The following is a 20,007-nucleotide window of genomic DNA, read 5'->3' as shown; positions in this document are numbered from 1 at the left end:
GCTCCTCTCGAAAACAACAAGGAGACTGGCATGTCCATTTTGGATTGGGAAAACTGGGTGGCTATTGATTGGGAAAGTGGGTGCAAAATTGGTGAAAAGGTGGTTGTGGACATTAAAACCCCCCAAGCTTTAGTTCAAGCCATTGGCTATGCTAAAAGAGCTCTGGCTGCAAAGTACCTTGTTTATTTTCGAGGACAAACCTCATATTATTGTAAAATGATTCCAAATCTTTTTCGAGGAGCCAGTGGCGTAAAAGAGTCAAAAAAGGATCTGTGGCTTCGCAGAAAAGTTATGAATACAAAAACATTCGTCAACAGTCTTATTGTTGACGATAAATTTATGCGAGGTGTAAATAAGCATGCTGTTGAGGGAGTTCTGCAGCACTATGGTGTTCCTACGCGCTTTCTTGATTTGGTTGATAATATTTGGGTTGCACTATGGTTTGCTACTCATAAAAGACACCAAGCTGATGGGATCAACCTTGAGCAATATCGATTGAGTAAAGATGAATATTCTTACGTTTACATTATGCGATTCGAGGAAATCGAAAAGGAAATAGATAGGGGTATTTATAGAACAAAAGACCTATTCGAAGTAATTGATTTGCGAATAGCTGTTGATAGCGGGTTTCTTCGGCCTCACGCTCAGCATGGAATAGTTGCTAGGAGAATTGGAGATCCTGCTAAAGAAAATATTGATATGTTTGAAAATGTAGAAGTTGCGCTGCGGATTAAAACGTCAGATGCAGTTGCATGGCTTGGGAATAGTATTCTTGCAGACGTATCTTTTATGTTTCCCTCGCCATTTTTCGACATCGGATATAGAACGCTTCGTAATAAAATTTCAATATCGCCTGGCATTGGTGCAATTGATACAATATGGTAAAGTTCTAGGGCAACCTGCCGTAAGCGCGATCCCTATCAATGTGAAGCACGCATCCGTAAAAAGGCTATCCAACTACCTGCAAAACTTTCGATACCAGGGCTGATGCCGAGGTGTGACCTTACCCCTCTGCATATACCATTTGTAAGTTAGTCGTTCCCTATGGGTTGCTGGTTATACTTTTTGCCCGAAACTCTTCCGGTGTCGGCCAGGGCTTCCAGCTTTGCGCGGATTTGCACCCTCAGTTGCGCAAAGGCCGGATCATCGGGGTCTCGGGGGCGCGGCGCTGCAACCGTCCACGTTTCCACAATACCGCGTTCAGCTCCCATAAGGTGTATGGTATCCGCCAGCAGGCAGGCTTCCGAAACATCATGCGTGACCAGCAGCACCGTAACGCCAGTCTGGATTTGCAGATCCGCCAGCAGGCGCTGCATCCGCGAGCGTGTGATAGCGTCCAGGGCGGCAAAGGGTTCGTCAAGGAGCAAAAGCTTTGGGCGAAGCACCAACGTGCGCGCCAATGCGACACGCTGCCGCATCCCTCCCGAAAGTTCCGAAGGCAAGGCATTGGACCATGGCTCCAGCCCCACCTGCATCAGGATGTGCCGCACCCGCTCCTGCCGCAACGCATGAGCCATCCCGGCAGTTTTCAGGCCCAACTCCACATTTTCCCTGACGTTCAGCCACGGCAAAAGCGCGTCGTCCTGAAACACCATAACCCTGTCTGGGCCGGGTTCACCACAGGGGGTTCCCTCAAGCAGCATGGCCCCGGCGTCCATTGGCACAAACCCCGCCACCACATGCAGAAATGTGCTTTTTCCGCAACCGCTGGCCCCGATGAGCGCAGTTATGGAGCCTTGCTCGAGCACTATATCAATGCCGGGCAAAACAGTATGCGCGCCATAACTTTTCCACAGGCCCCGGCAACGGAAATATTCTTTCATCGCACAACACCCGGCAGCCTGGATAAAAACCGGACAAGCAGGGCGTCACAAATGCCCCCCAGCACGGCTATGAGCACAATGCCGCTCAAAAGCACGTCAACACGGCCATTCATACGGGCATCCATAATAAGCGCGCCCAGGCCGTCCGGCACACCTGTAAGTTCCCCCAGCACCAGATAGGCAAAACTCATGCCGAGCGCCACCCGCAAACCGGCGCATACCTGCGGCATGGCCCACGGCAAGATCACCTTGGCAAACAACTTCACGCGGGAAAGACCGAGCATGCGGCCCGCGTTGATCAGATTTTGCGGTACAGACGCGGCTGCGGCTGCGGCACTGAAATATATTGGGAAAAATCCCGCCAGGGCTATAAGGCTGACGGTTGTCATAAAGCCCACTCCCAGCCAGATGAGCGCCAACGGCAGCCAGCTTATGCCGGGAACGGATTTGATGCCGTTGATGGAAAAAGACAGCAGGCGCGATACTGTGGCGCTTCTGCCCGACCATAGCCCTAAAATCAGACCGGGCACGGCAGCCAGTGTGAATCCGCAGGCAACGCGCCACAAACTTGCGGCGGCATCGCCCCAAAAGCGTCCGCCATAGGGAACTGCCGGGCTTCCCGCCACATATGCGAGCAGGGTGCGCGCCACCGTCACGGGCGAAGGCAGCAGCCATTCCGGTATCAAGCGAAATGCCGTGGCTCCCCACCATAGCGCCAGCAACAGAAGCGGAAGGCACCAGGGCAGGATTCGTGCTCCCCTGCCATCACTCATGATTGACAGAATCGGCCCGCAGGGCATCTACAAAACTGCGGTCAACAAGTTTGGCGTAATCCGGTTCCCGGGCAATGATGCCGAGGCTTTTCATGCGCGCGCCCAACGCCGCCAACTGGCGCATGAACGCATCGTCCATGTCCCAAACCAGTTCGATATTTCCTGCAGAAGCTTCAAGCAGGGCTCTATCGACGCCGAACAGGCTGGCCGCCGTATCCAGCCACAGTTTTTTGTCCGCAGTCAAAGCCTGTGTGGCGGTCTTGTGCGCGGCTACCATCCGCAGGGCCTTATCCGGATGCGCCTTTATAAAGTCTTCGCGCATGAGCATGCCGCTATTGATGGTTCCTATGCTGTCGCCATAGTAGGGATAGGCCAGAATGCGCCCGTATCCCTTCATAACGGCCTGAGTGGGAAAGGGCTCGCCAGATAAAAAGGCGTCCACATTCCCCTTGGCAAGAGCAGTGCCCATATCAAAAAAATCAATGCGCATGAGCGTGACGTCGCGATCAGGGTCAATGCCTTCACGGCGCAACACTTCACGCAACAAGATTTCGTGCATCGTGCCGGGAACGTAGGCAATGCGCTTGCCCTTGAGGTCGCTGGCGCTTTGTATGGGCCCATCCTTGGCAACCACAAGCGCCGAACACTTGTTGCCCAGCGTTGCCACAAGCTTTACAGGTTCGCCCCGCGAAGCGGCCTGAATGGCCAGCGCCAGCGTGGTGCCTGTCATGTCCAGGCTGCCCGCCAGCAGTGCGGATTTTTGATCGGCAGGATTGGTGAAGGGGCGCACTTCAACCTTGAGGCCAGGATTCGTCGACGCCGCATATTTTTCATACAAAAAGGGCTGTATGGTCTGCGCGGTCTTCCAGGTGCCCACATGCCAGACTTCGCCTGCCACGGACAAGCCTGCCGTCAGCAGAATCAAGAGTCCGCTGGCGCACATAAGCGTCAGAACAAAAAAGATGCCGTGAAGGCTCGCGCCTGTCGCCATTTTTCTCCTTGCTGCCACGTTGCCCCCTCCTGTTTTAAAACCCCTCCAAAAGCCTACACCTCTTGAAGCGCTCACGCGGACACCAATCCAACCGCAAGCTTCTGGCAGCAACCAGCCTCAAGAGAGTGCGCACGATGTTCTCACTAGTTGACCTAGTCTACTATGGGAATTAAGAAACGCCACTTCAAGGGGCATGTCAACTTCCCCTTGCATGATGAGACCGCAGCTATGACCATTGAGTGGAAAAATGAAATGACGCCAGCCCCTTTGCTGCTGGCACATCGTCCTGTCTCAACAGGTCATGCGGGGCTTCGAAAATTACTGTTGGTGCTTGGCAAAGCAAGCAGATAGCGGTTGTTTCAGGCCCTTTCGGCAAACAATACTGCAGAGCATTTCAACCTTGTAACATGTCAAAGGCTCTGAAGAGCTTTGCACCAAGTACAAAAAAACAGCCCTTTTTCATATGGAGAGTGTACTACACTCCGCCGCAGGAAAAAGGGCTGCTTTGCACAGCCGCTTAATAAACGTAGCTGCTAAAAATCTCTACACCGCTTCGCGCGCCAGCTTAAGCCCCGGAAGCACCGCCCTTCATCACCACCTTGCGCCTGCCTACACGCCAAACGCGACGCTTGTATCCCATCTTCGCCCCCCGCCAGTTTACGCCCCGGCGGGCAACGCAGCATCCCATCTTCGCACCGCGCCAGTTTACGCCTCAGCGGGCAACGCAGCATCCCATCTTCGCCCCCGCCAGTTTACGCCCCGGCGGGCAACGCAGCATCCCATCTTCGCACCGCGCCAGTTTACGCCCCGGCGGGCAAGACCTGCATTGCATCACCGGGCCGCACTAGCCCGCCGTGCAGAACCTTGGCGAACACGCCCTGCCGGGGCATGATGCAGTCCCCCATGGTGTGATATATCTGGCAGTGGCTGTGGCATTCCTTGCCTATCTGCGACACTTCCATAAGAACCTCGTTACAGGACAGGCGCGTGCCCACGGGCAGGGAAGCAAAGTCGATGCCGTCCACAATAAGGTTCTCGCCAAAACACCCGTGCGAAACAATGGCTCCCCTGGCCTTGAAATCCTCAATGGCCTGCCAGGACAGCAGACTGACCTGGCGGTGCCACTTGCCGGCATGCGCGTCGCCCTCAATGCCGTGATCCACCACAAGGGCGGCTGACGGAACGGTCTTTTTGGCAGTGCCTTTTTTTGCGCTGGTGCAGATGGCCCGAATAATTCCCATGTCAATTCCCATGCCAATTTCCATACTATTTTCCTATGTTTTCAGGCTGATTGCCTGTCACTATCCATACGTCAAGCCGCATACTGACCACATGCGCGGCAGCGCTGGCTTTGCGCCCGGAACACCATTCTTTGACAGAATAGTTACCTCTATCCTGGCGTATCCGCAACGGTCATGCTCCGCGCGGAGGAATTTTCGGCGCGTGCACGTGTTCAGGGGATTGGCCCACATCAGGATTTGCCTTCATCTGAATTTCCGGAGCGAGCACCTTATGGTCAAGTGCACGTCATCAGCGTAACTCAGGCCAAACACTGCGGATTGACCGAATAAAATGCGAAAAACCACAAAAAAATTGTTGACGGACGGGTAAGGAGTGGCTATATAACCCTCTGCCTCATGTAGGAGCGTAGCTCAGGTGGCTAGAGCACTTCCTTGACACGGAAGGGGTCAACAGTTCAAGTCTGTTCGTTCCTACCAAAAGAAACTTTGGGGTTGATTCCCCTTAACGGCGGACGGCCTTGGCCCCGCCCATAGCACAGGTTATCGAAAGATGGCCGAATGACCGGTATCGGCGCAGTGGGGAGGTTTACCTCCCCATTTTGTTTTGGCTTTTCGTCTGGCCGGACAGCGCCCCCGGCGACGCTAAGGAGTTTTTCATGGAAGTCCGTGTGGAAGGGCAAATGGTTGAGGGGCAGGCTGGCGACAGCGTGGCCTCCGTGCTCCAGAAAGCCTTGAGCGGCAAAAAGTTCAAGGCTGTTGTGGCTGCCCGCGCGCTTGGCGGCGCTGAGGGCCTGCTTGATCTCTCTTCTCCGGTTCCCGCCGGGTGCGAAGGCCTTGAGCCTGTGTACGCCGATTCGGCCGAAGGCCTGCAGATGATCCGCCACTCCACCGCGCATGTCATGGCTGCGGCGGTAAAAAAACTCTTCCCCAACGCCAGGGTCACTATCGGGCCTTCCATCGACACCGGCTTTTACTACGACTTTGACGTTGAAAAGCCCTTCTCCACTGAAGATTTTCCCGCCATTGAAGCTGAAATGCAGCGCATTGCCAACGCGCGCGAGCCTTTCACCCACGAAGTGCTGTCCAAGGCCGATGCCGTGGCGCGCTTCAAGTCAATGGGCGAAGACTATAAGGTTGAAATCATTGAAGGCATCGACGCCGACACGGTGTCGGTCTATACCTGCGGTGATTTTGCAGACCTGTGCCGTGGCCCGCATGTGCCGCACACGGGCTTTGCCAAGGCCTCCAAGCTTATGAGCGTGGCTGGCGCTTACTGGCGCGGCGACGAAAAAAACCGCATGCTGTCCCGCATATACGGCACGGCCTTTGCGGACGAAAAAGCCCTTGCCGCCTACCTTAAGATGATGGAAGAAGCCAAACGCCGCGACCACCGCAAGCTGGGACGCGAACTTTCGCTTTTCACCTTCAAGGAAGACGTGGCCCCCGGCATGGTGTTCTGGCTGCCCAAGGGCATGCTTATACGCACCATTCTTGAGGACTTCTGGCGCAAGGAGCACCTCAAGCGCGGGTACGACATCGTGCAGGGCCCGCAGCTTCTGCGTGTGGAAACGTGGCAGAAATCCGGCCACTACGACCACTATCGCGAGAACATGTACTTCACCCAGATTGAGGAAGACGCCTACGGCGTCAAGCCGATGAACTGCATCTCGCACATGCTCATTTACGGCAACGAGCTGCACAGCTACCGCGACCTGCCGCAGCGCTATTTCGAGCTTGGCGTGGTGCACCGCCACGAAAAAAGCGGCGTGCTGCACGGGCTTTTGCGCGTGCGCCAGTTCACGCAGGACGACGCGCACATCATCTGCGCGCCGGAGCAGCTTGAAGGCGAAATTCTTGAAGTCATCCATCTTATCCGCGACCTGATGCACCTCTTCGGCTTTGAGTACAAGGTGGCCGTGTCCACCCGCCCCGAGAGCAGCATAGGCACGGACGAAGCGTGGGAGATGGCCACCAGCGCCCTTGTGCAGGCTGTGGAAAAAGCCGGTCTGCCCTACACCATCAATGAGGGTGACGGCGCGTTTTACGGCCCCAAAATCGACGTGCGCCTGCTGGACTGCATTGGCCGCGAATGGCAATGTTCTACCATCCAGGTGGACTTCACCCTGCCCGAGCGTTTCGACCTCACCTATGTGGGTCAGGACGGCGAGCGCCACCGCCCGGTCATGGTGCACCGGGCCATCATGGGTTCGCTTGAACGCTTTATCGGCATCCTGGTGGAGAATTTTGCCGGAGCCCTGCCCACATGGCTCGCCCCCGAGCAGGCCCGCCTGCTTACAGTGACCGACGCTGGCGACGAAGCCGCCGCCAGCATGCGTGACGAACTCAAAGCTCTGGGCATCCGTGCCCAGGCAGACACGCGCAATGAAAAACTGGGTTTCAAGGTGCGTGAGGCACAGTTGGCAAAAGTGCCGTACATTCTTGTTGTAGGAGAAAAGGAAGTGCAGGCGGGCGGCGCAAATGTGCGCCTGCGCAATGGTGATAACCTGGGGCTCAAGTCTGTGGCTGAAATCGCCGCGCTTATTCGCGCAGACGCCGAAGAGCCTTTCAAAAAAGGAGGGATGCGCTATAGCTTCGCCTAACATGAGATTCCGCCGCGACATGCCGCAGGACAGCGTGCGTCGCAACGAAATGATCCGCGCCCGTGAAGTGCGCGTGATCGCTGCCGATGGCGAGCAGCTTGGCATCTTGCAGCGTAATGAGGCCATTGCCCTGGCTAAAGAAGCGGGCATGGACCTTGTTGAAGTTTCTTCCAACTCGGAGCCGCCTGTTTGCCGCGTCATGGACTACGGCAAATTCAAGTACGAGCAGCAGAAGAAAAAGCAGGAAGCCAAAAAGAACCAGACCGTGGTGCAGATCAAGGAAATCAAGGTTCGCCCCAAAACGGACGACCACGATTACGAAACCAAGGTCCGCCACATCCGTCGCTTTCTTGAAGACGGCGACCGCTGTAAAATCACGGTATTCTTCAGGGGCCGCGAAATTGTCCACAAGGATCGCGGCATGGCCATTCTGGAGCGTGTGGTGCAGGACCTGGCTGACATCGCCAAGGTTGATCAGGAACCCCGCGCCGAAGGCCGTACCCTGCAAATGATGCTGGTGCCCAAAAAGTAGCATTTGCTGCCAGGGTGACCGACATTACCGCTTGCGCCCCGAGGCGCTTTGGGGCATTATGCCCTTCCCCTGGTGCGTCCTGTGACATGCCGGGTATATGCTTTCGTTAAGGAGTACGCCATGCCCAAGATTAAAACCAGGCGTTCCGCCGCCAAGCGTTTTTCGCAGACCGGCAGCGGCAAGTTCAAGCGTCGTCGCCAGAACCTGCGCCACATTCTCACCAAGAAGGCCGCCAGCCGCAAAATGCGTCTTGGTCAGTCCACCACCGTGGATCAGACCAATGAAAAAGCTGTGCGCCGCATGCTGCCCAACGGCTAAAGACCTGTTCTTTCGCCCGTCGGCACAGGCGGCCACGGCTCGCTCCACGCACGGCACTGCCGTGACGGGCGCGCGCTGGCAAGCCCCACCGCCGTCGGCGAAATGCCGCAAGTCCTTCTTTGTAAGGCGCGGCAAGGGTTCAAGTCTGCGGAGCATTGATAAAATCCTATGACGCGCAAGCGTCGCGGCGCGTGCGGAGCCGCAACTGACGTTCAATCCGCTCCCCTCCCAGAGGGCATATGATCTTTACACCCCCCAACGGGCATTCCTCCGCCTGGTTGGGAGAAGGAGGTTACACCATGCGTGTCAAGAGAGGTCTTGCCGGCCATCGCCGTCACAAAAAATATTTGACCGCTGCCAAGGGTTTCCGTGGCGGCCGCAGCCGTTTGTACCGTACCGCCCGTGAGGCTGTGGAGCGTTCGCTCCAGTACGCCTACGTGGGCCGCAAACTGCGCAAGCGCGACTTCCGCACCCTGTGGATTCTGCGCATCAACGCTGGCGCCCGCCTGAGCGGTCTTTCCTACAGCCGTTTCATGCACGGTCTCAAGACCGCCGGCATCGACCTGAACCGCAAGGTTCTCGCCGACCTGGCCGTCTACAAGAAAGACGACTTCGCCAAGATCGTGGAACTGGCCAAGGCCGCTCTGGGCAAATAAGCGCAGAGCTGGCGCTCCCCGCGCCGGAGCAAGGCTCCAGGCCGCGCTGGCCAGTACGGATAACTCCGTACGCCGGTTGGCTTGCGGGAGCAGGGTCATGCATGCTATACGGGGCGTGGACGGTGCGATGCGCTGCCCACGCCCTTTGTTTTTACATTTACACTATCAACGTCAGCGCCGCGCAGGCGGCCTTGGGAATCCGTATGGATCTGATTTCTGCACTGGAAGGCCTGGTCCCTGAGCTTGAAAAAGGTCTGGATCAGGCTTCTTCATTGGAAGGGCTGGAAGCCCTGCGGGTGGACTTTCTGGGCCGCAAGGGCAGAATCGCCCAAATCATGAGCCAGCTTCCCAAGCTGGAGCCTGAGCAGCGCCCCGCCGTGGGCCAGACGGCCAACAGCGTCAAAGAGCGCTGCAACGAGCTGTTTGATGCCCGCAAACAGGCCCTGGAAGCCGGACGCGAGGCCGAAGCTCTCAAGCGCTTTGACCCCTCCATTCCCGGCCGTGCGCCCTGGAGCGGCACCTTGCATCCCACCACCCTGGTGATGGAAGAAATCTGCGAAATCTTTAAAGGCCTTGGCTTTGAAATCGTGTCCGGCCCGGAAGTCGAAATCGACTATTACAACTTCGAGGCCCTGAACATGCCGCCGGAGCATCCGGCCCGCGACATGCAGGACACCCTGTATATCACGGACAAGGTGCTCATGCGCACCCACACGTCCCCGGTGCAGGCGCGCACCATGCTGCACCGCAAGCCCCCGCTGGCCGTGGTGGCCCCCGGCAAGGTCTACCGGCGCGACAGCGACCTCACCCATACCCCCATGTTCCATCAGATTGAAGGCCTCATGGTGGGCGAAGGCATCAGCATGGCCCATCTGCGCGGCACGCTCACAGCCTTTGTGCGCGCCATTTTCGGCGGCGACACCCAGGTGCGCTTCCGCCCCAGCTTTTTTCCCTTTACCGAACCCTCGGCCGAGGTGGACATAAGCTGCTGCATATGCGGCGGCAAGGGCCACATTGGCGACGCCCCCTGCCGGGTGTGCAAAACCACTGGCTGGGTCGAAATTCTCGGCTGCGGCATGGTGGACCCCGCCGTGTTCGAGGCTGTGGGCTATGATCCCGAAGTCAGCGGCTTTGCCTTTGGCATGGGCGTGGAGCGCGTGACCATGCTCAAATACGGCATCGGCGATTTGCGCATGTTTTTTGAGAACGACACCCGCTTTCTGGGCCAGTTCGCCCGTTAGGACTCAATTATGTTCCCGCGCCCGGACACCACACGCACTACCGCCAGACGGCAAACCGCGCCCACGCGCGGCCTGCCTGGCCTGTTGCGGCGCGGCATGTGGCGGCGCGGCCCGGTGCTGGCTTTCGTGGCGGCGGCGCTTCTTGTGCTTGCGCCCGGCCTCTGGCCCGCTCAAGACATGCACGGCGCTTCGGGGGCGGCCTGGGCCAAATCGGCTTTCAGTGCGCGCGAATCCGGCATTGAACCGCCGGGCGGCCCCAAACCGATGGAAGGCCTGCCGAGCAAAAATGTGGGGCGCACCGCCGAAGGCGGCATGGGCTACACTGATGCCTACGGCAACACCATCACCGAGTCCCAGCCGGAAGAAAAGGCCTCAAAGCGCAGGCCCGGCCCCGGAGCCTACGGCAACAGGGGCGTGCAGGAGCATAACCGCCCCCTGCCGGATCCGACGCCAAAAGATACGACGCCAGCCTGGAGTTTCAACTAAGGCTGACAGGCCAGACGGCGCTTGCGCCCCAGGGCCGCAGATTTGTACAGAACACCATCAATGACGCCCAACGCGGCGGCCCGTGGCCCCGCACTAACAGGACATGCTATGCTGCTCTCACTTTCCTGGCTGCGTGAATTTACGCCTTACGAAGGCACGGCTGAAGCTCTGGGTGACCGCCTGACCATGCTCGGGCTTGAGCTGGAAGACATCCGGCGGCCCTACGATTCCATCAGCTCCATTGTGGTGGGGCTTGTGGCGGCCTGTGAGGATCACCCGGAGTCCGACCATCTGCATATCTGCAAGGTGGACGCGGGCCAGGGCGAGCTGCTGGACATCGTGTGCGGCGCGCCCAACGTGGCCGAAGGCCAGAAGGTTCCTGTGGCCCTTGTGGGCACTGTCATGCCCGACGGCATGGTCATCAAGAAGGCCAAGCTGCGCGGCGCGCCCTCCTGCGGCATGATCTGCTCGGAGCGCGAACTGGGGCTGACCGAAGACCATTCGGGCATTATGGTGCTGCCTGACAGTTTTGTGGTGGGCAAACCCCTGGTGGACCAGCTGGCGCTGGACCGTGAGGTTCTGGACATTTCCATCACGCCCAACAGGGCGGACTGCCTTTCTGTGCTGGGCCTGGCCCGCGAAACGGCCCTGGCCTTTGACCTGCCTTTGCAGATACCGGCCATGCCCCTGCAGATCGACGAAAGCGCGCCCCAGCGCCTCGTGCCCATTGACATTAAAGATCCCGACCTCTGCTGGCTCTATTCCGGCCGGGTCATCACCGGCGCGAAAATCGGCCCCTCGCCCATGCAGATGCGTCACCGCCTGCACTCCGTGGGCGTTCGCCCCATATCCAATATTGTGGATGTGACCAACTACATTCTTTTTGAATGCGGTCAGCCCCTGCACTCTTTTGATCTGGACAAGCTTGAAGGCGGCCGCATCGAGGTCAGCCGCGCGCAAGAAGGCGAAAAGTTCACCACGCTGGACGGTCAGGAACGCACCCTCACCGCGCAGGACCTCTGCATTCGCGACGCTTCGCGCGCCGTGGCTCTGGCTGGCGTTATGGGCGGCCTCAATACCGAAATCGGCGACGCCAGCAGCAATGTTTTTCTAGAAAGCGCCGTGTTCCGTCCCGGCGCCATCCGCAAAACGTCGCGCCGCCTTGGCCTTTCGTCCGAGGCTTCCTACCGCTTCGAGCGCGGCATTGACCAGCAGCGCAGCGTCTGGGCGCTGGACCGCGCCTGCGCCATGATGGCTGCCATCAGCGGCGGCGCAGTGCAGCCCGGGCTTTCCATTTCCGAGCCGCGATCCTTCAAGGCCGTAAACATCGACTTTCGCCCGGCCCGCGCCGACGCCCTGCTGGGCGTCCACCTGACCCCGGAATTTGATGAAAAAGTGCTTACCGGCATGGGCTGCACCGTGGACGCCTCTTCGGACGTGTGGCGCGTGAGCCAGCCGTCCTGGCGGCCCGACCTCACCCGCGAGGCCGATCTTGTGGAAGAAGTGGGCCGTGTGCACGGTCTGGACACCATTGCCCCCGAACTGCCCGCCGTGGCCGGCAATCTTGATCGCGCCGGCGAGCCGGAATCGCGCTTCAGCTTCTGGTCGCGCCTCAAGCACTGGGGCGCTGGCCTTGGCCTCAACGAAGCCGTCAACTACAGCTTTGTGGGCCACAAGGATATGGACCACCTGAGCCTGCCGCGCGAGGGTCGCATATCCATCATGAATCCCCTTTCTGCGGAGCAGGACGCCCTGCGCACCGCCCTGGCTCCCGGCCTGCTCTACGATCTGCGCAACAACCTGGCCCAGGGGGTTCAGGGGCTGCGCCTCTTTGAACTGGCCAATATCTTTGAGTCGGACGCCACCTCCGAAACCACGGCTCGTGAAACGGGCATGCTGGGCGTGCTGCTCTACGGCGCGCGCTTTGACGCTGCCTGGCCCCAGGCCGAAGGCGATCTGGACTACGCGGACATCAAGGGCATTGTTGAGAACCTGCTGCGCTTCCTGCACCTGCCCGCGCCGGAATGCGCCCTGGCGGAAGGCCACCCCTTCCTGCTGCCCTGCGTTGAGGTCACGGTTGACGGCCGCGCTGTTGGCGTCATGGGCCGGATCAGGCCCGCCATGGCCGAAGAGTTCCACGCCCGCAAAGACGTCTGGCTGGCCGAGCTGAACCTGGAAATTCTGCGCGAACTGCACGACGCCGCCACGGTTCGCTTCCGCCCCCTGCCCGTGTACCCCCCGGTTCGCCGCGACATCACGGTCATGGCCGCGCAGGGCCTCACGGTCAGCGCCATTGCGGCCCATGTGCGCGGCCTTGGCCTGCCCCTCCTGGAAGACATCGTGCTTGTGGACTGCTTTGAGCCCAAGGCCGCCGAAGGTCAGGAGGCCGTGCGCAACCTCACTTTCCGCCTGACGTTCCGCCACGCAGACCGCACCCTCAAGGACGCGGAAGTGGACAAGGAAAGGGAAAAAGTGGCACAGTCTCTGGCAGCGACGCTGGGCGTCAGAATATAGAGCAGATTACCTTTGAGAACTGGCATTTTCAAAGATTACGGCTCGCTCGCTTCGGCGCATAAAAGTGCAAATAAAGGCGCTTACGCCTTCGTTGCGGGCGACTGCTCACGCGGCCGCCAGAGCAATTTCAAAATGAAAATGCTCTGCACCGTCGTTTAACGGCGTCGTGCCGTTGCGAGGGCGTGGCCCCGCCGTACGCGCCACTGTTTTTTCGCCTGCCGGAGCATGGAGGCCATGTTTCCGGCGTTTGGCGCTTGCGCGCCAATGACGCGTAACGTCGCTGCACCGTATGCAGAAAAATGCTCTGGAGGACGTCAGGGGGCCCCATGTCGGACCACAACGACGAAAAAACCTACCGCATCGGTGAAGTTGCGGAACTGCTCAACCTCAAAACCCATGTGCTGCGCTTCTGGGAAACGGAATTTCCCCAGTTGGCGCCTTTGCGCACGGGTAAGGGGCAGCGCCTGTACACCGAGGAGCATGTGGGGCTTTTGCGACGCATACAGCAATTGCTGCACGAACAGGGCATGACCATTGAAGGCGCGCGCCGCGTGCTGCAGGGCAGCGCCGTGGTGGACGAAAGTCTGCCGGAACGGGTGGCCGCCGTGCCTGACCCGGACTTCATGCGCATGCTCAAACGGGAGCTGACGGCGGTGCGCCGCCTGCTCAACGGCGGCTAGGGAAACGAAACAACTGCGCGTTTTCAGGAGGCTCTTTAATCGGTGCTCCCCTGGAACTGCAAGCTCAACGGCGGCCAAAGCTGCAAGATTAACAACAGCGCGGGCATGAGAGCGCAAAGTATGCGCGCTTCCGCCAGCGCGGCCCCTGGCCGCGTGTTCACAACCTCGCAGGCCACCGGGCAAAGGCTGCAGAACCTGTGGCGCGGAAGACCGTACTTTTCCGGTCTGTGCGGCTCGCAGTGGGACTGAGGTTTCAAAAAATGGGCACGGGAGCGTGCATCCGACCTGCCCGGCAGATATCCTGAAACCAGGGCTGCCCCGCAGGACGCGCTTGCCCCGCAGGATGTCTTTCAACCGCTTGCGGCCAAAGAACAGGCGGCAACCACGGACGGCAGGAATCGCCAAGACTCCGCCTTCGTAAAAACAAACAGAATACCCCCATGATTCTATCACCTTCGCTGCTTTCCGCCGATTTTTCGCGTCTGGCCGAAGAGCTGCACGCTCTTGAAGCCGCCGGAGTCACCTGGCTGCACCTAGACGTGATGGACGGCGCCTATGTGCCCAACATTACCTTTGGTCCCCCGCTGATCAAGGCTCTCAGGCCTGGCAGCGGGCTTTTTTTTGACGTGCACCTCATGGTGGAAGACCCTTCCCGCTACATCCGCGACTTCAGAGACGCTGGTGCCGACATGCTGGTCATCCATGCCGAGGCCGACCGCCACCCGCAGCGCACCCTTTCGGCCATACGCGACATGGGCTGCAAGGCGGGCGTGGCCCTGAACCCAGGCACGGACCTGGGCGCCATACGCTGGCTCGTCAATGATATGGACATGCTGCTTATCATGAGCGTCAACCCCGGTTTTTCCGGCCAGGCGTTCATTCCGGCCACCTTTGACAAAATCCGCTCTGCCCGCCGTCTGCTGGACGCCTGTGGCGGCGAGGACGTGCTCATTCAGGTGGACGGCGGCGTATGCCCCGAAAACACGGCCCGCCTGGTGGAAGCCGGGGCCGACGTTCTTGTGTCGGGCTCAGCCTTTTTCGGGCACAAACCCTACGATGCGCGCCTGGCCGCCTTTATGGCTCCCCTGGCCGGATACGAACCACGCCCCGCCGTTCGGGCTGCCGCCCTGCGCCAGCCTTCAGCCGATACCCATCCCAAGCAAAAATAGAGGAATGATCATGCCTACCCGTAGACAGTGCGCCAACGCCATCCGCGCCCTTGCCATGGACGCCATTGAAAAAGCCCGCTCCGGCCACCCCGGCGCACCCCTCGGCATGGCCGATATGGCCGAGGCCCTCTGGCGGCACGGATTCAGGCACAATCCCGCCAATCCCCTGTGGTTCAACCGCGACCGCTTTATCCTGTCCAACGGGCATGCCTCCATGCTGCTTTACGCTCTGCTGCACCTCACGGGCTACGATCTGCCCATGGACGAGCTGCGCAATTTCCGCCAGTGGGGGGCCAAAACCGCCGGGCATCCCGAATACGAACCGCACCTTGGCATTGAAATGACCACGGGCCCCCTGGGGCAGGGCATTGCGTCCGCCGTGGGCTTCGCCCTGGCCGAAAGCATGCTGGCCGCCCAGTTCAATACGCCCGAGCATACGGTGGTGGATCACCACACCTACGCCTTTTTGGGCGACGGCTGCCTTATGGAAGGCGTGTCGCACGAGGCCTGCTCCCTGGCAGGCACCTGGGGCCTCGGCAAGCTCATTGTCATGTACGACGCCAACGGCATCTCCATTGACGGCAAGATCGACGGATGGTTCAACGAGGATGTGGCCGCCCGCTACCGCGCCTACAACTGGCAGGTCATCGGCCCTGTGGACGGGCACGACGCCGCTGCACTGGACAAGGCCCTGGCCGAGGCCAAATCCGACACTTCACGCCCCAGCCTTATCATCTGCCATACCCATATCGGCTTTGGCTCCCCCAAGGCGGATTCGGCCTCCTGCCACGGCTCCCCTCTGGGTGAAGACGGCATTGCCGCCACGCGCGATGCCCTTGGCTGGCACGAAGCGCCCTTTACCGTCCCCCAGGATATCTACACGGCCTGGAATGCCCACGACGCGGGCAAAGCCGCCGAAGCCGCGTGGAACGCGCGTTTTGACGCCTATGCGAAAGCGCATCCCGAACTGGCCGCCGAGCTGACCCGTCGCATGCAGGGCCAGCTGCCCGCCGACTGGGCCGCCATAGCCGCCGGAGCCTTGCAGGATGCCATCAGCAAGGGCGAAAGCATCGCCACCCGCGTTGCCTCCAAAAAAACGCTTGAATACCTTGTGCCGCGCCTGCCGGAACTGGCGGGCGGCTCCGCCGACCTCACCGGCTCTGTGGGCACGCTTACGTCTTCCTCCGTGCATATGGACGTGAAGGAACATACGGGCAACTACATTTCCTACGGCGTGCGCGAATTCGGCATGAGCGCCATCATGAACGGCCTTGCCCTGCACGGCGGCTTCATTCCCTACGCCGGAACATTCCTGGCCTTTGCCGATCAGGCCAAGAACGCCCTGCGCCTTGCGTCCATCATGGGCATCCGTGTAATCTGGGTGCTGACCCACGACTCCATCGGCGTGGGCGAAGACGGCCCCACGCACCAGCCCGTGGAACAGCTTGGCATGCTGCGGCTTATGCCCAATTTCAACCTCTGGCGGCCCTGCGACGCTGTGGAAACCGCCGCGGCCTGGGTCTGCGCGCTGGAAAGCGTCCACACGCCTTCCGGCCTGTCCCTTTCACGCCAGAACCTGCCCTTCTGCCAGCGCAGCGAGGCGCAGGTGGCGGCCATTGCCCGTGGCGGGTACGTGCTGCGCGACTGCGAAGGCACGCCCGAAATCATCATCATGGCCACCGGCTCCGAAGTGGGCCTGGCCCTTGAAACCGCCGAACAGCTCGCCGCCGACGGCCGCAAGGCGCGCGTCGTGTCCATGCCCTGCGCTGAAGTGTTTGACGCCCAGAGCGCCGAATACAAAGAAAGCGTGCTGCCGCGCGCGGTACGCGCCCGTCTGGCCATTGAGGCCGCCGCCAGCGACTGGTGGGGCAAATACGTGGGGCTGGACGGCGCAGTCATCGGTATGGAAGGCTTTGGCGCATCCGCCCCCGGCAAAGTGGTTTTCGAGCGCCTCGGCTTTACCGTCGCCAACGCTCTGGAAAAGGCCCGCACCCTCATGGGCCGCATTTAACGCTGTTTCGCGCGGGGGCCGGGCTTTAGCCTGTTCCCCGCGCCTTCCGCACGCATGGCCCTCTGGGCCGGTTGCCTCAACGAAATATCTGCAAGCAACAAAGGGAGCGCGCTATGCCTATAAAGAACATGCAGGACCTGGACCTCACAGGCAAAACCGTTGTTATCCGCGAAGACCTCAATGTGCCTATGAAGAACGGCGAGGTCACCAATGACAAGCGCATCCGCGCTGCCCTGCCCACCATCAAACTGGCGCTGGAAAAAGGCGCGGGCGTCATTCTGCTTTCGCACCTGGGCCGCCCCACCGAAGGGCAGTATGACGAGCAGTTTTCACTGGCCCCTGTGGCCGCCTGCCTTGAAAAGCAGCTTGGTCAGCCCGTGACGCTGGCCAAAACTCTGGACGAAGCCAAGGTGCAGCCCGGTCAGGTGGTTCTGCTGGAAAACGTGCGTTTTCTGGCTGGCGAAAAAAAGAATGATCCCCAGCTTGCGGAAAAACTGGCAGGCCTTGGCGACGTGTATGTGATGGACGCCTTTGGCGCCGCACACCGCGCCCATGCCTCCACCGAAGGCGCGGTACGCGCCGCCAAGGTGGCGTGCGCCGGGCCCCTGCTTCAGGCAGAACTGAAAGCCTTTGAAAAAGTGCTCGACAATCCCGCCCGCCCTCTGGTCGCCATTATCGGCGGAGCCAAGGTTTCCACCAAGATCGGCCTGCTCGAGAATCTGCTGAACACGGTGGATGTGCTTATCGTGGGCGGCGGCATTGCCAATACGTTCCTTGCGGCGGCTGGCTACATGGTGGGCAAGTCTCTGTGCGAAGAAGAGCTGGTGCCTGAAGCCAAAAAGGTTATGGAACAGGCCAAGAACCTCAACAAGGAACTTCCCCTGCCCGTGGACGTGATTACCGCCGAGGAACTGGCCCCTGGCCAGCGGGCCTCGCTGCACGCCGTGGGCGACGTGCCCGGCGACCAGATGATTCTGGACGTGGGCCCCGAAACCCTGACACTCTATGAAAAGTATCTGGCCAAGGCCGCCACTGTGGTGTGGAACGGCCCCGTGGGCGCGTTCGAAACCGAGCCCTTTGGGGACGGCACCAAGGCCCTGGCCGAATATCTTGGCAATTCCAAGGCCTTTGTGGTCGTTGGCGGCGGCGACAGTGTGGCTGCCGTGGAAAAATACGGACTTGCCGACCGCATGGGTTATATTTCCACAGGCGGCGGCGCGTCTCTTGAGCTGCTTGAAGGCAAAAAACTGCCTTCGGTGGCTGCCCTGGAGGACCGGGGCTAAGGTGGTTTGATGAAAAAACGTGTTAACCTCGGCGGGCTGGCCTCATTGACGTTGCTGGCCCTGCTGACTCTGCTGATCTATACCCCCGGCGCGTCCTTTGCCGCTCCGGCTCAGGAAGCCTGGGAGGAAAACCCCGCTGACGCGGCCGCCCAGGGCGACAAATGGGGCTTCAACACCGGCCTCGGCGCAAGCCTGCGCACGTCGGAATACAAGGGCATCGACTCCCTCGGTTCTCCGCTTCCCCTTATTGGCTATGAGGGCAAGTGGCTGTACCTGCGCGGCCTTGACGGCGGCGTGCACGTGTACAGGGATCACTATCAGGAGTTCAACATCCAGCTGTCCTACCTGCCCCAGAACTTCTACGCATCCTGGAGCGACAACAGCAGGATGAAGCGTCTGGACGACAGGTATTCCACGCTTATGGCCGGGCTGAACTATACGCTGCGCACGCTCTACGGCCAGGCGTCCGCCACGGTGTCCACAGACATCCTGGGCGTCAACAACGGCATCAAGGCCGACGTCGCCTACGCCTACCCCGTGCGGTTTGAAAACGTCATGATCGCGCCCGCCGTGGGCGTGCAGTGGACGGACACCAACTATAACGACTATTACTACAGCATCAGTTCCAGTGAATCCCGCGCCAGCGGCTTCAAGGAATACAGCCCCGAAAGCGCGTTTTCGCCCTATGCCGGGCTGACCATGCGGGTCATCCTCACCGAGGACTGGAGCGCCGTTGCCAATGCCAAGGCGCTTTTTCTCGGCAACGAGATTACCGACAGCCCCATGGTGGAACGCACCACAACATACTCCTTCAGCGCTGGCTTGCTGTACGCCTTTTGATGTAGCGTTGTAGTGTTACTTTGAAGTGCTGCGTGGGGGAGGAGACCCTTTTGCAAAAGGGTCCCTCCCCCACAAAACATTTCAAAAAGAAGCGCCACGCACAGCACGCGGCAACGAGCAACCATGCGCGCGCAGCCCTATCCGCCGAGGTATGCCTCGCGCACGCTGGCATTGTTAAGCAGGCTCTGAGCCTTGTCTTCCATAACAACCTTGCCCACTTCCAGCACATAGCCGCGCGATGCCAGCTTGAGGGCGGCGCGGGCGTTCTGCTCCACCAGCAGCACCGTGACGCCGCGCTTGTTGATGGCCCGCACGGTCTCGAAGATGGAGCGCACCAGCAGGGGCGCCAGCCCCAGGGAAGGTTCGTCAAGCAGCAGGAGGCGCGGTTCGGCCATGAGCGCCCGGCCTATGGCCAGCATCTGCTGCTCGCCGCCCGAAAGCGTGCCGGCAAGCTGGTCCTTGCGTTCAAGCAGGCGCGGAAAAAGGTCGAATATCCATTCAAGGGTGCGTTCCTTGCGGGCCTTGTCCTCAATGCAGAAGGCCCCGAGCCGCAGGTTTTCAAGCACGCTCATAATGCCGAAAACGCGCCGTCCTTCGGGCGACTGGGCAATGCCCAGACCCACGACCTTGTGGCTTGGCAGACGCAGCAGATCCTGCCCGTCAAAAAGAATCTCGCCAGACGAGGGTCGCACAAGGCCGCTGATGGAAAGCAGCGTGGTGCTTTTGCCAGCGCCGTTGGCTCCGAGAATGGTGACGATCTCGCCCTCTTCCACCCGCAGGTCGATGCCGTGCAGCACTTCGACGCTGCCGTAGCTAACCCGTATGTTCGACAGTTGCAGCAGGGACATG

The 20,007-nt window shown here is 59.8% G+C and carries 19 protein-coding genes and 1 tRNA gene; 15 read left to right on the top strand and 5 right to left on the bottom strand.

The genetic code is table 11. The features are described from left to right. The first annotated feature begins 30 nt into the window (after nucleotides 1-30). Nucleotides 31-885 (top strand): FRG domain-containing protein, encoded by an 855-nt coding sequence (locus BCS36_RS05550; RefSeq protein WP_291301918.1) that lies wholly within the window; start codon nucleotides 31-33, stop codon nucleotides 883-885. Between the two features lie 146 nt (nucleotides 886-1,031). Here the strand turns inward: BCS36_RS05550 and BCS36_RS05545 are convergent, their stop codons facing one another. The 4 genes from BCS36_RS05545 to BCS36_RS05530 form a co-directional block, all read right to left on the bottom strand. Then, the gene (locus BCS36_RS05545; protein WP_291301917.1) at nucleotides 1,032-1,823 is read right to left on the bottom strand and encodes an ABC transporter ATP-binding protein; all 792 of its coding nucleotides are present in this window, start codon (nucleotides 1,821-1,823) and stop codon (nucleotides 1,032-1,034) included. Further along, nucleotides 1,820-2,596: an ABC transporter permease gene (locus BCS36_RS05540; RefSeq protein WP_291301916.1), complete on the bottom strand. Its 777-nt coding sequence runs from the start codon at nucleotides 2,594-2,596 to the stop codon at nucleotides 1,820-1,822. The genes BCS36_RS05545 and BCS36_RS05540 overlap by 4 nt, the downstream gene beginning before the upstream one ends. Then, nucleotides 2,589-3,587 carry an ABC transporter substrate-binding protein gene (locus BCS36_RS05535; protein WP_291301915.1) on the bottom strand — a complete coding sequence of 333 codons (999 nt, stop codon included), beginning with the start codon at nucleotides 3,585-3,587 and terminating at the stop codon, nucleotides 2,589-2,591. The genes BCS36_RS05540 and BCS36_RS05535 overlap by 8 nt, the downstream gene beginning before the upstream one ends. A gap of 800 nt (nucleotides 3,588-4,387) precedes the next feature. After that, nucleotides 4,388-4,852: an MOSC domain-containing protein gene (locus BCS36_RS05530; RefSeq protein WP_291301914.1), complete on the bottom strand. Its 465-nt coding sequence runs from the start codon at nucleotides 4,850-4,852 to the stop codon at nucleotides 4,388-4,390. Nucleotides 4,853-5,228: 376 nt separating this feature from the next. On the opposite strand from BCS36_RS05530, the gene BCS36_RS05525 reads away from it, so the two are divergent. The 14 genes from BCS36_RS05525 to BCS36_RS05460 all read left to right on the top strand — a co-directional run bounded on the left by BCS36_RS05525 (nucleotide 5,229) and on the right by BCS36_RS05460 (nucleotide 19,158). Then, nucleotides 5,229-5,305: transfer RNA gene (locus BCS36_RS05525), tRNA-Val, on the top strand. Between the two features lie 179 nt (nucleotides 5,306-5,484). Further along, nucleotides 5,485-7,428, top strand: a complete 1,944-nt coding sequence (gene thrS / locus BCS36_RS05520) for a threonine--tRNA ligase (protein ID WP_291301913.1) — start codon at nucleotides 5,485-5,487, stop codon at nucleotides 7,426-7,428. Between the two features lies 1 nt (nucleotide 7,429). Continuing rightward, on the top strand, nucleotides 7,430-7,960 hold the full coding sequence (infC, locus tag BCS36_RS05515; protein ID WP_291301912.1) for a translation initiation factor IF-3: 531 nt from the start codon (nucleotides 7,430-7,432) through the stop codon (nucleotides 7,958-7,960). A gap of 120 nt (nucleotides 7,961-8,080) precedes the next feature. Then, on the top strand, nucleotides 8,081-8,278 hold the full coding sequence (gene rpmI, locus BCS36_RS05510; RefSeq protein WP_179980804.1) for a 50S ribosomal protein L35: 198 nt from the start codon (nucleotides 8,081-8,083) through the stop codon (nucleotides 8,276-8,278). Nucleotides 8,279-8,577: 299 nt separating this feature from the next. Further along, nucleotides 8,578-8,934, top strand: coding sequence for a 50S ribosomal protein L20 (gene rplT / locus BCS36_RS05505; RefSeq protein ID WP_291301911.1), 357 nt, complete (start codon nucleotides 8,578-8,580; stop codon nucleotides 8,932-8,934). Between the two features lie 203 nt (nucleotides 8,935-9,137). Next, nucleotides 9,138-10,175 (top strand): phenylalanine--tRNA ligase subunit alpha, encoded by a 1,038-nt coding sequence (gene pheS, locus BCS36_RS05500; protein WP_291301910.1) that lies wholly within the window; start codon nucleotides 9,138-9,140, stop codon nucleotides 10,173-10,175. A 9-nt stretch (nucleotides 10,176-10,184) separates the two neighbouring features. After that, entirely contained in the window at nucleotides 10,185-10,661 is a 477-nt protein-coding gene (locus BCS36_RS05495) for a translation initiation factor IF-2 (protein ID WP_291301909.1), read from the top strand. Between the two features lie 108 nt (nucleotides 10,662-10,769). Beyond that, the gene (gene pheT, locus BCS36_RS05490; RefSeq protein WP_291301908.1) at nucleotides 10,770-13,175 is read left to right on the top strand and encodes a phenylalanine--tRNA ligase subunit beta; all 2,406 of its coding nucleotides are present in this window, start codon (nucleotides 10,770-10,772) and stop codon (nucleotides 13,173-13,175) included. Nucleotides 13,176-13,501: 326 nt separating this feature from the next. Beyond that, nucleotides 13,502-13,855, top strand: coding sequence for a MerR family transcriptional regulator (locus BCS36_RS05485; protein WP_291301907.1), 354 nt, complete (start codon nucleotides 13,502-13,504; stop codon nucleotides 13,853-13,855). Between the two features lie 105 nt (nucleotides 13,856-13,960). After that, nucleotides 13,961-14,104: a hypothetical protein gene (locus tag BCS36_RS05480; protein ID WP_291301906.1), complete on the top strand. Its 144-nt coding sequence runs from the start codon at nucleotides 13,961-13,963 to the stop codon at nucleotides 14,102-14,104. 191 nt (nucleotides 14,105-14,295) lie between these two features. Further along, nucleotides 14,296-15,024, top strand: coding sequence for a ribulose-phosphate 3-epimerase (gene rpe, locus BCS36_RS05475; RefSeq protein WP_291301905.1), 729 nt, complete (start codon nucleotides 14,296-14,298; stop codon nucleotides 15,022-15,024). Between the two features lie 10 nt (nucleotides 15,025-15,034). Continuing rightward, on the top strand, nucleotides 15,035-17,035 hold the full coding sequence (gene tkt, locus BCS36_RS05470) for a transketolase (RefSeq protein ID WP_291301904.1): 2,001 nt from the start codon (nucleotides 15,035-15,037) through the stop codon (nucleotides 17,033-17,035). A gap of 113 nt (nucleotides 17,036-17,148) precedes the next feature. Next, nucleotides 17,149-18,318 (top strand): phosphoglycerate kinase, encoded by a 1,170-nt coding sequence (locus BCS36_RS05465; protein WP_291301903.1) that lies wholly within the window; start codon nucleotides 17,149-17,151, stop codon nucleotides 18,316-18,318. A 9-nt stretch (nucleotides 18,319-18,327) separates the two neighbouring features. Further along, nucleotides 18,328-19,158, top strand: coding sequence for a MipA/OmpV family protein (locus BCS36_RS05460; protein ID WP_291301902.1), 831 nt, complete (start codon nucleotides 18,328-18,330; stop codon nucleotides 19,156-19,158). A gap of 137 nt (nucleotides 19,159-19,295) precedes the next feature. Here the strand turns inward: BCS36_RS05460 and BCS36_RS05455 are convergent, their stop codons facing one another. After that, nucleotides 19,296-20,006, bottom strand: a complete 711-nt coding sequence (locus BCS36_RS05455; protein ID WP_291301901.1) for an ABC transporter ATP-binding protein — start codon at nucleotides 20,004-20,006, stop codon at nucleotides 19,296-19,298. Nucleotide 20,007 lies beyond the last annotated feature (1 nt).

It is taken from the genome of Desulfovibrio sp. MES5, assembly GCF_002237645.1.
Lineage (GTDB): Bacteria > Desulfobacterota > Desulfovibrionia > Desulfovibrionales > Desulfovibrionaceae > Desulfovibrio.
The sequence above is the reverse complement of the archived record's forward strand: the minus strand, read 5'-3'. Positions and strand labels throughout refer to the sequence as shown.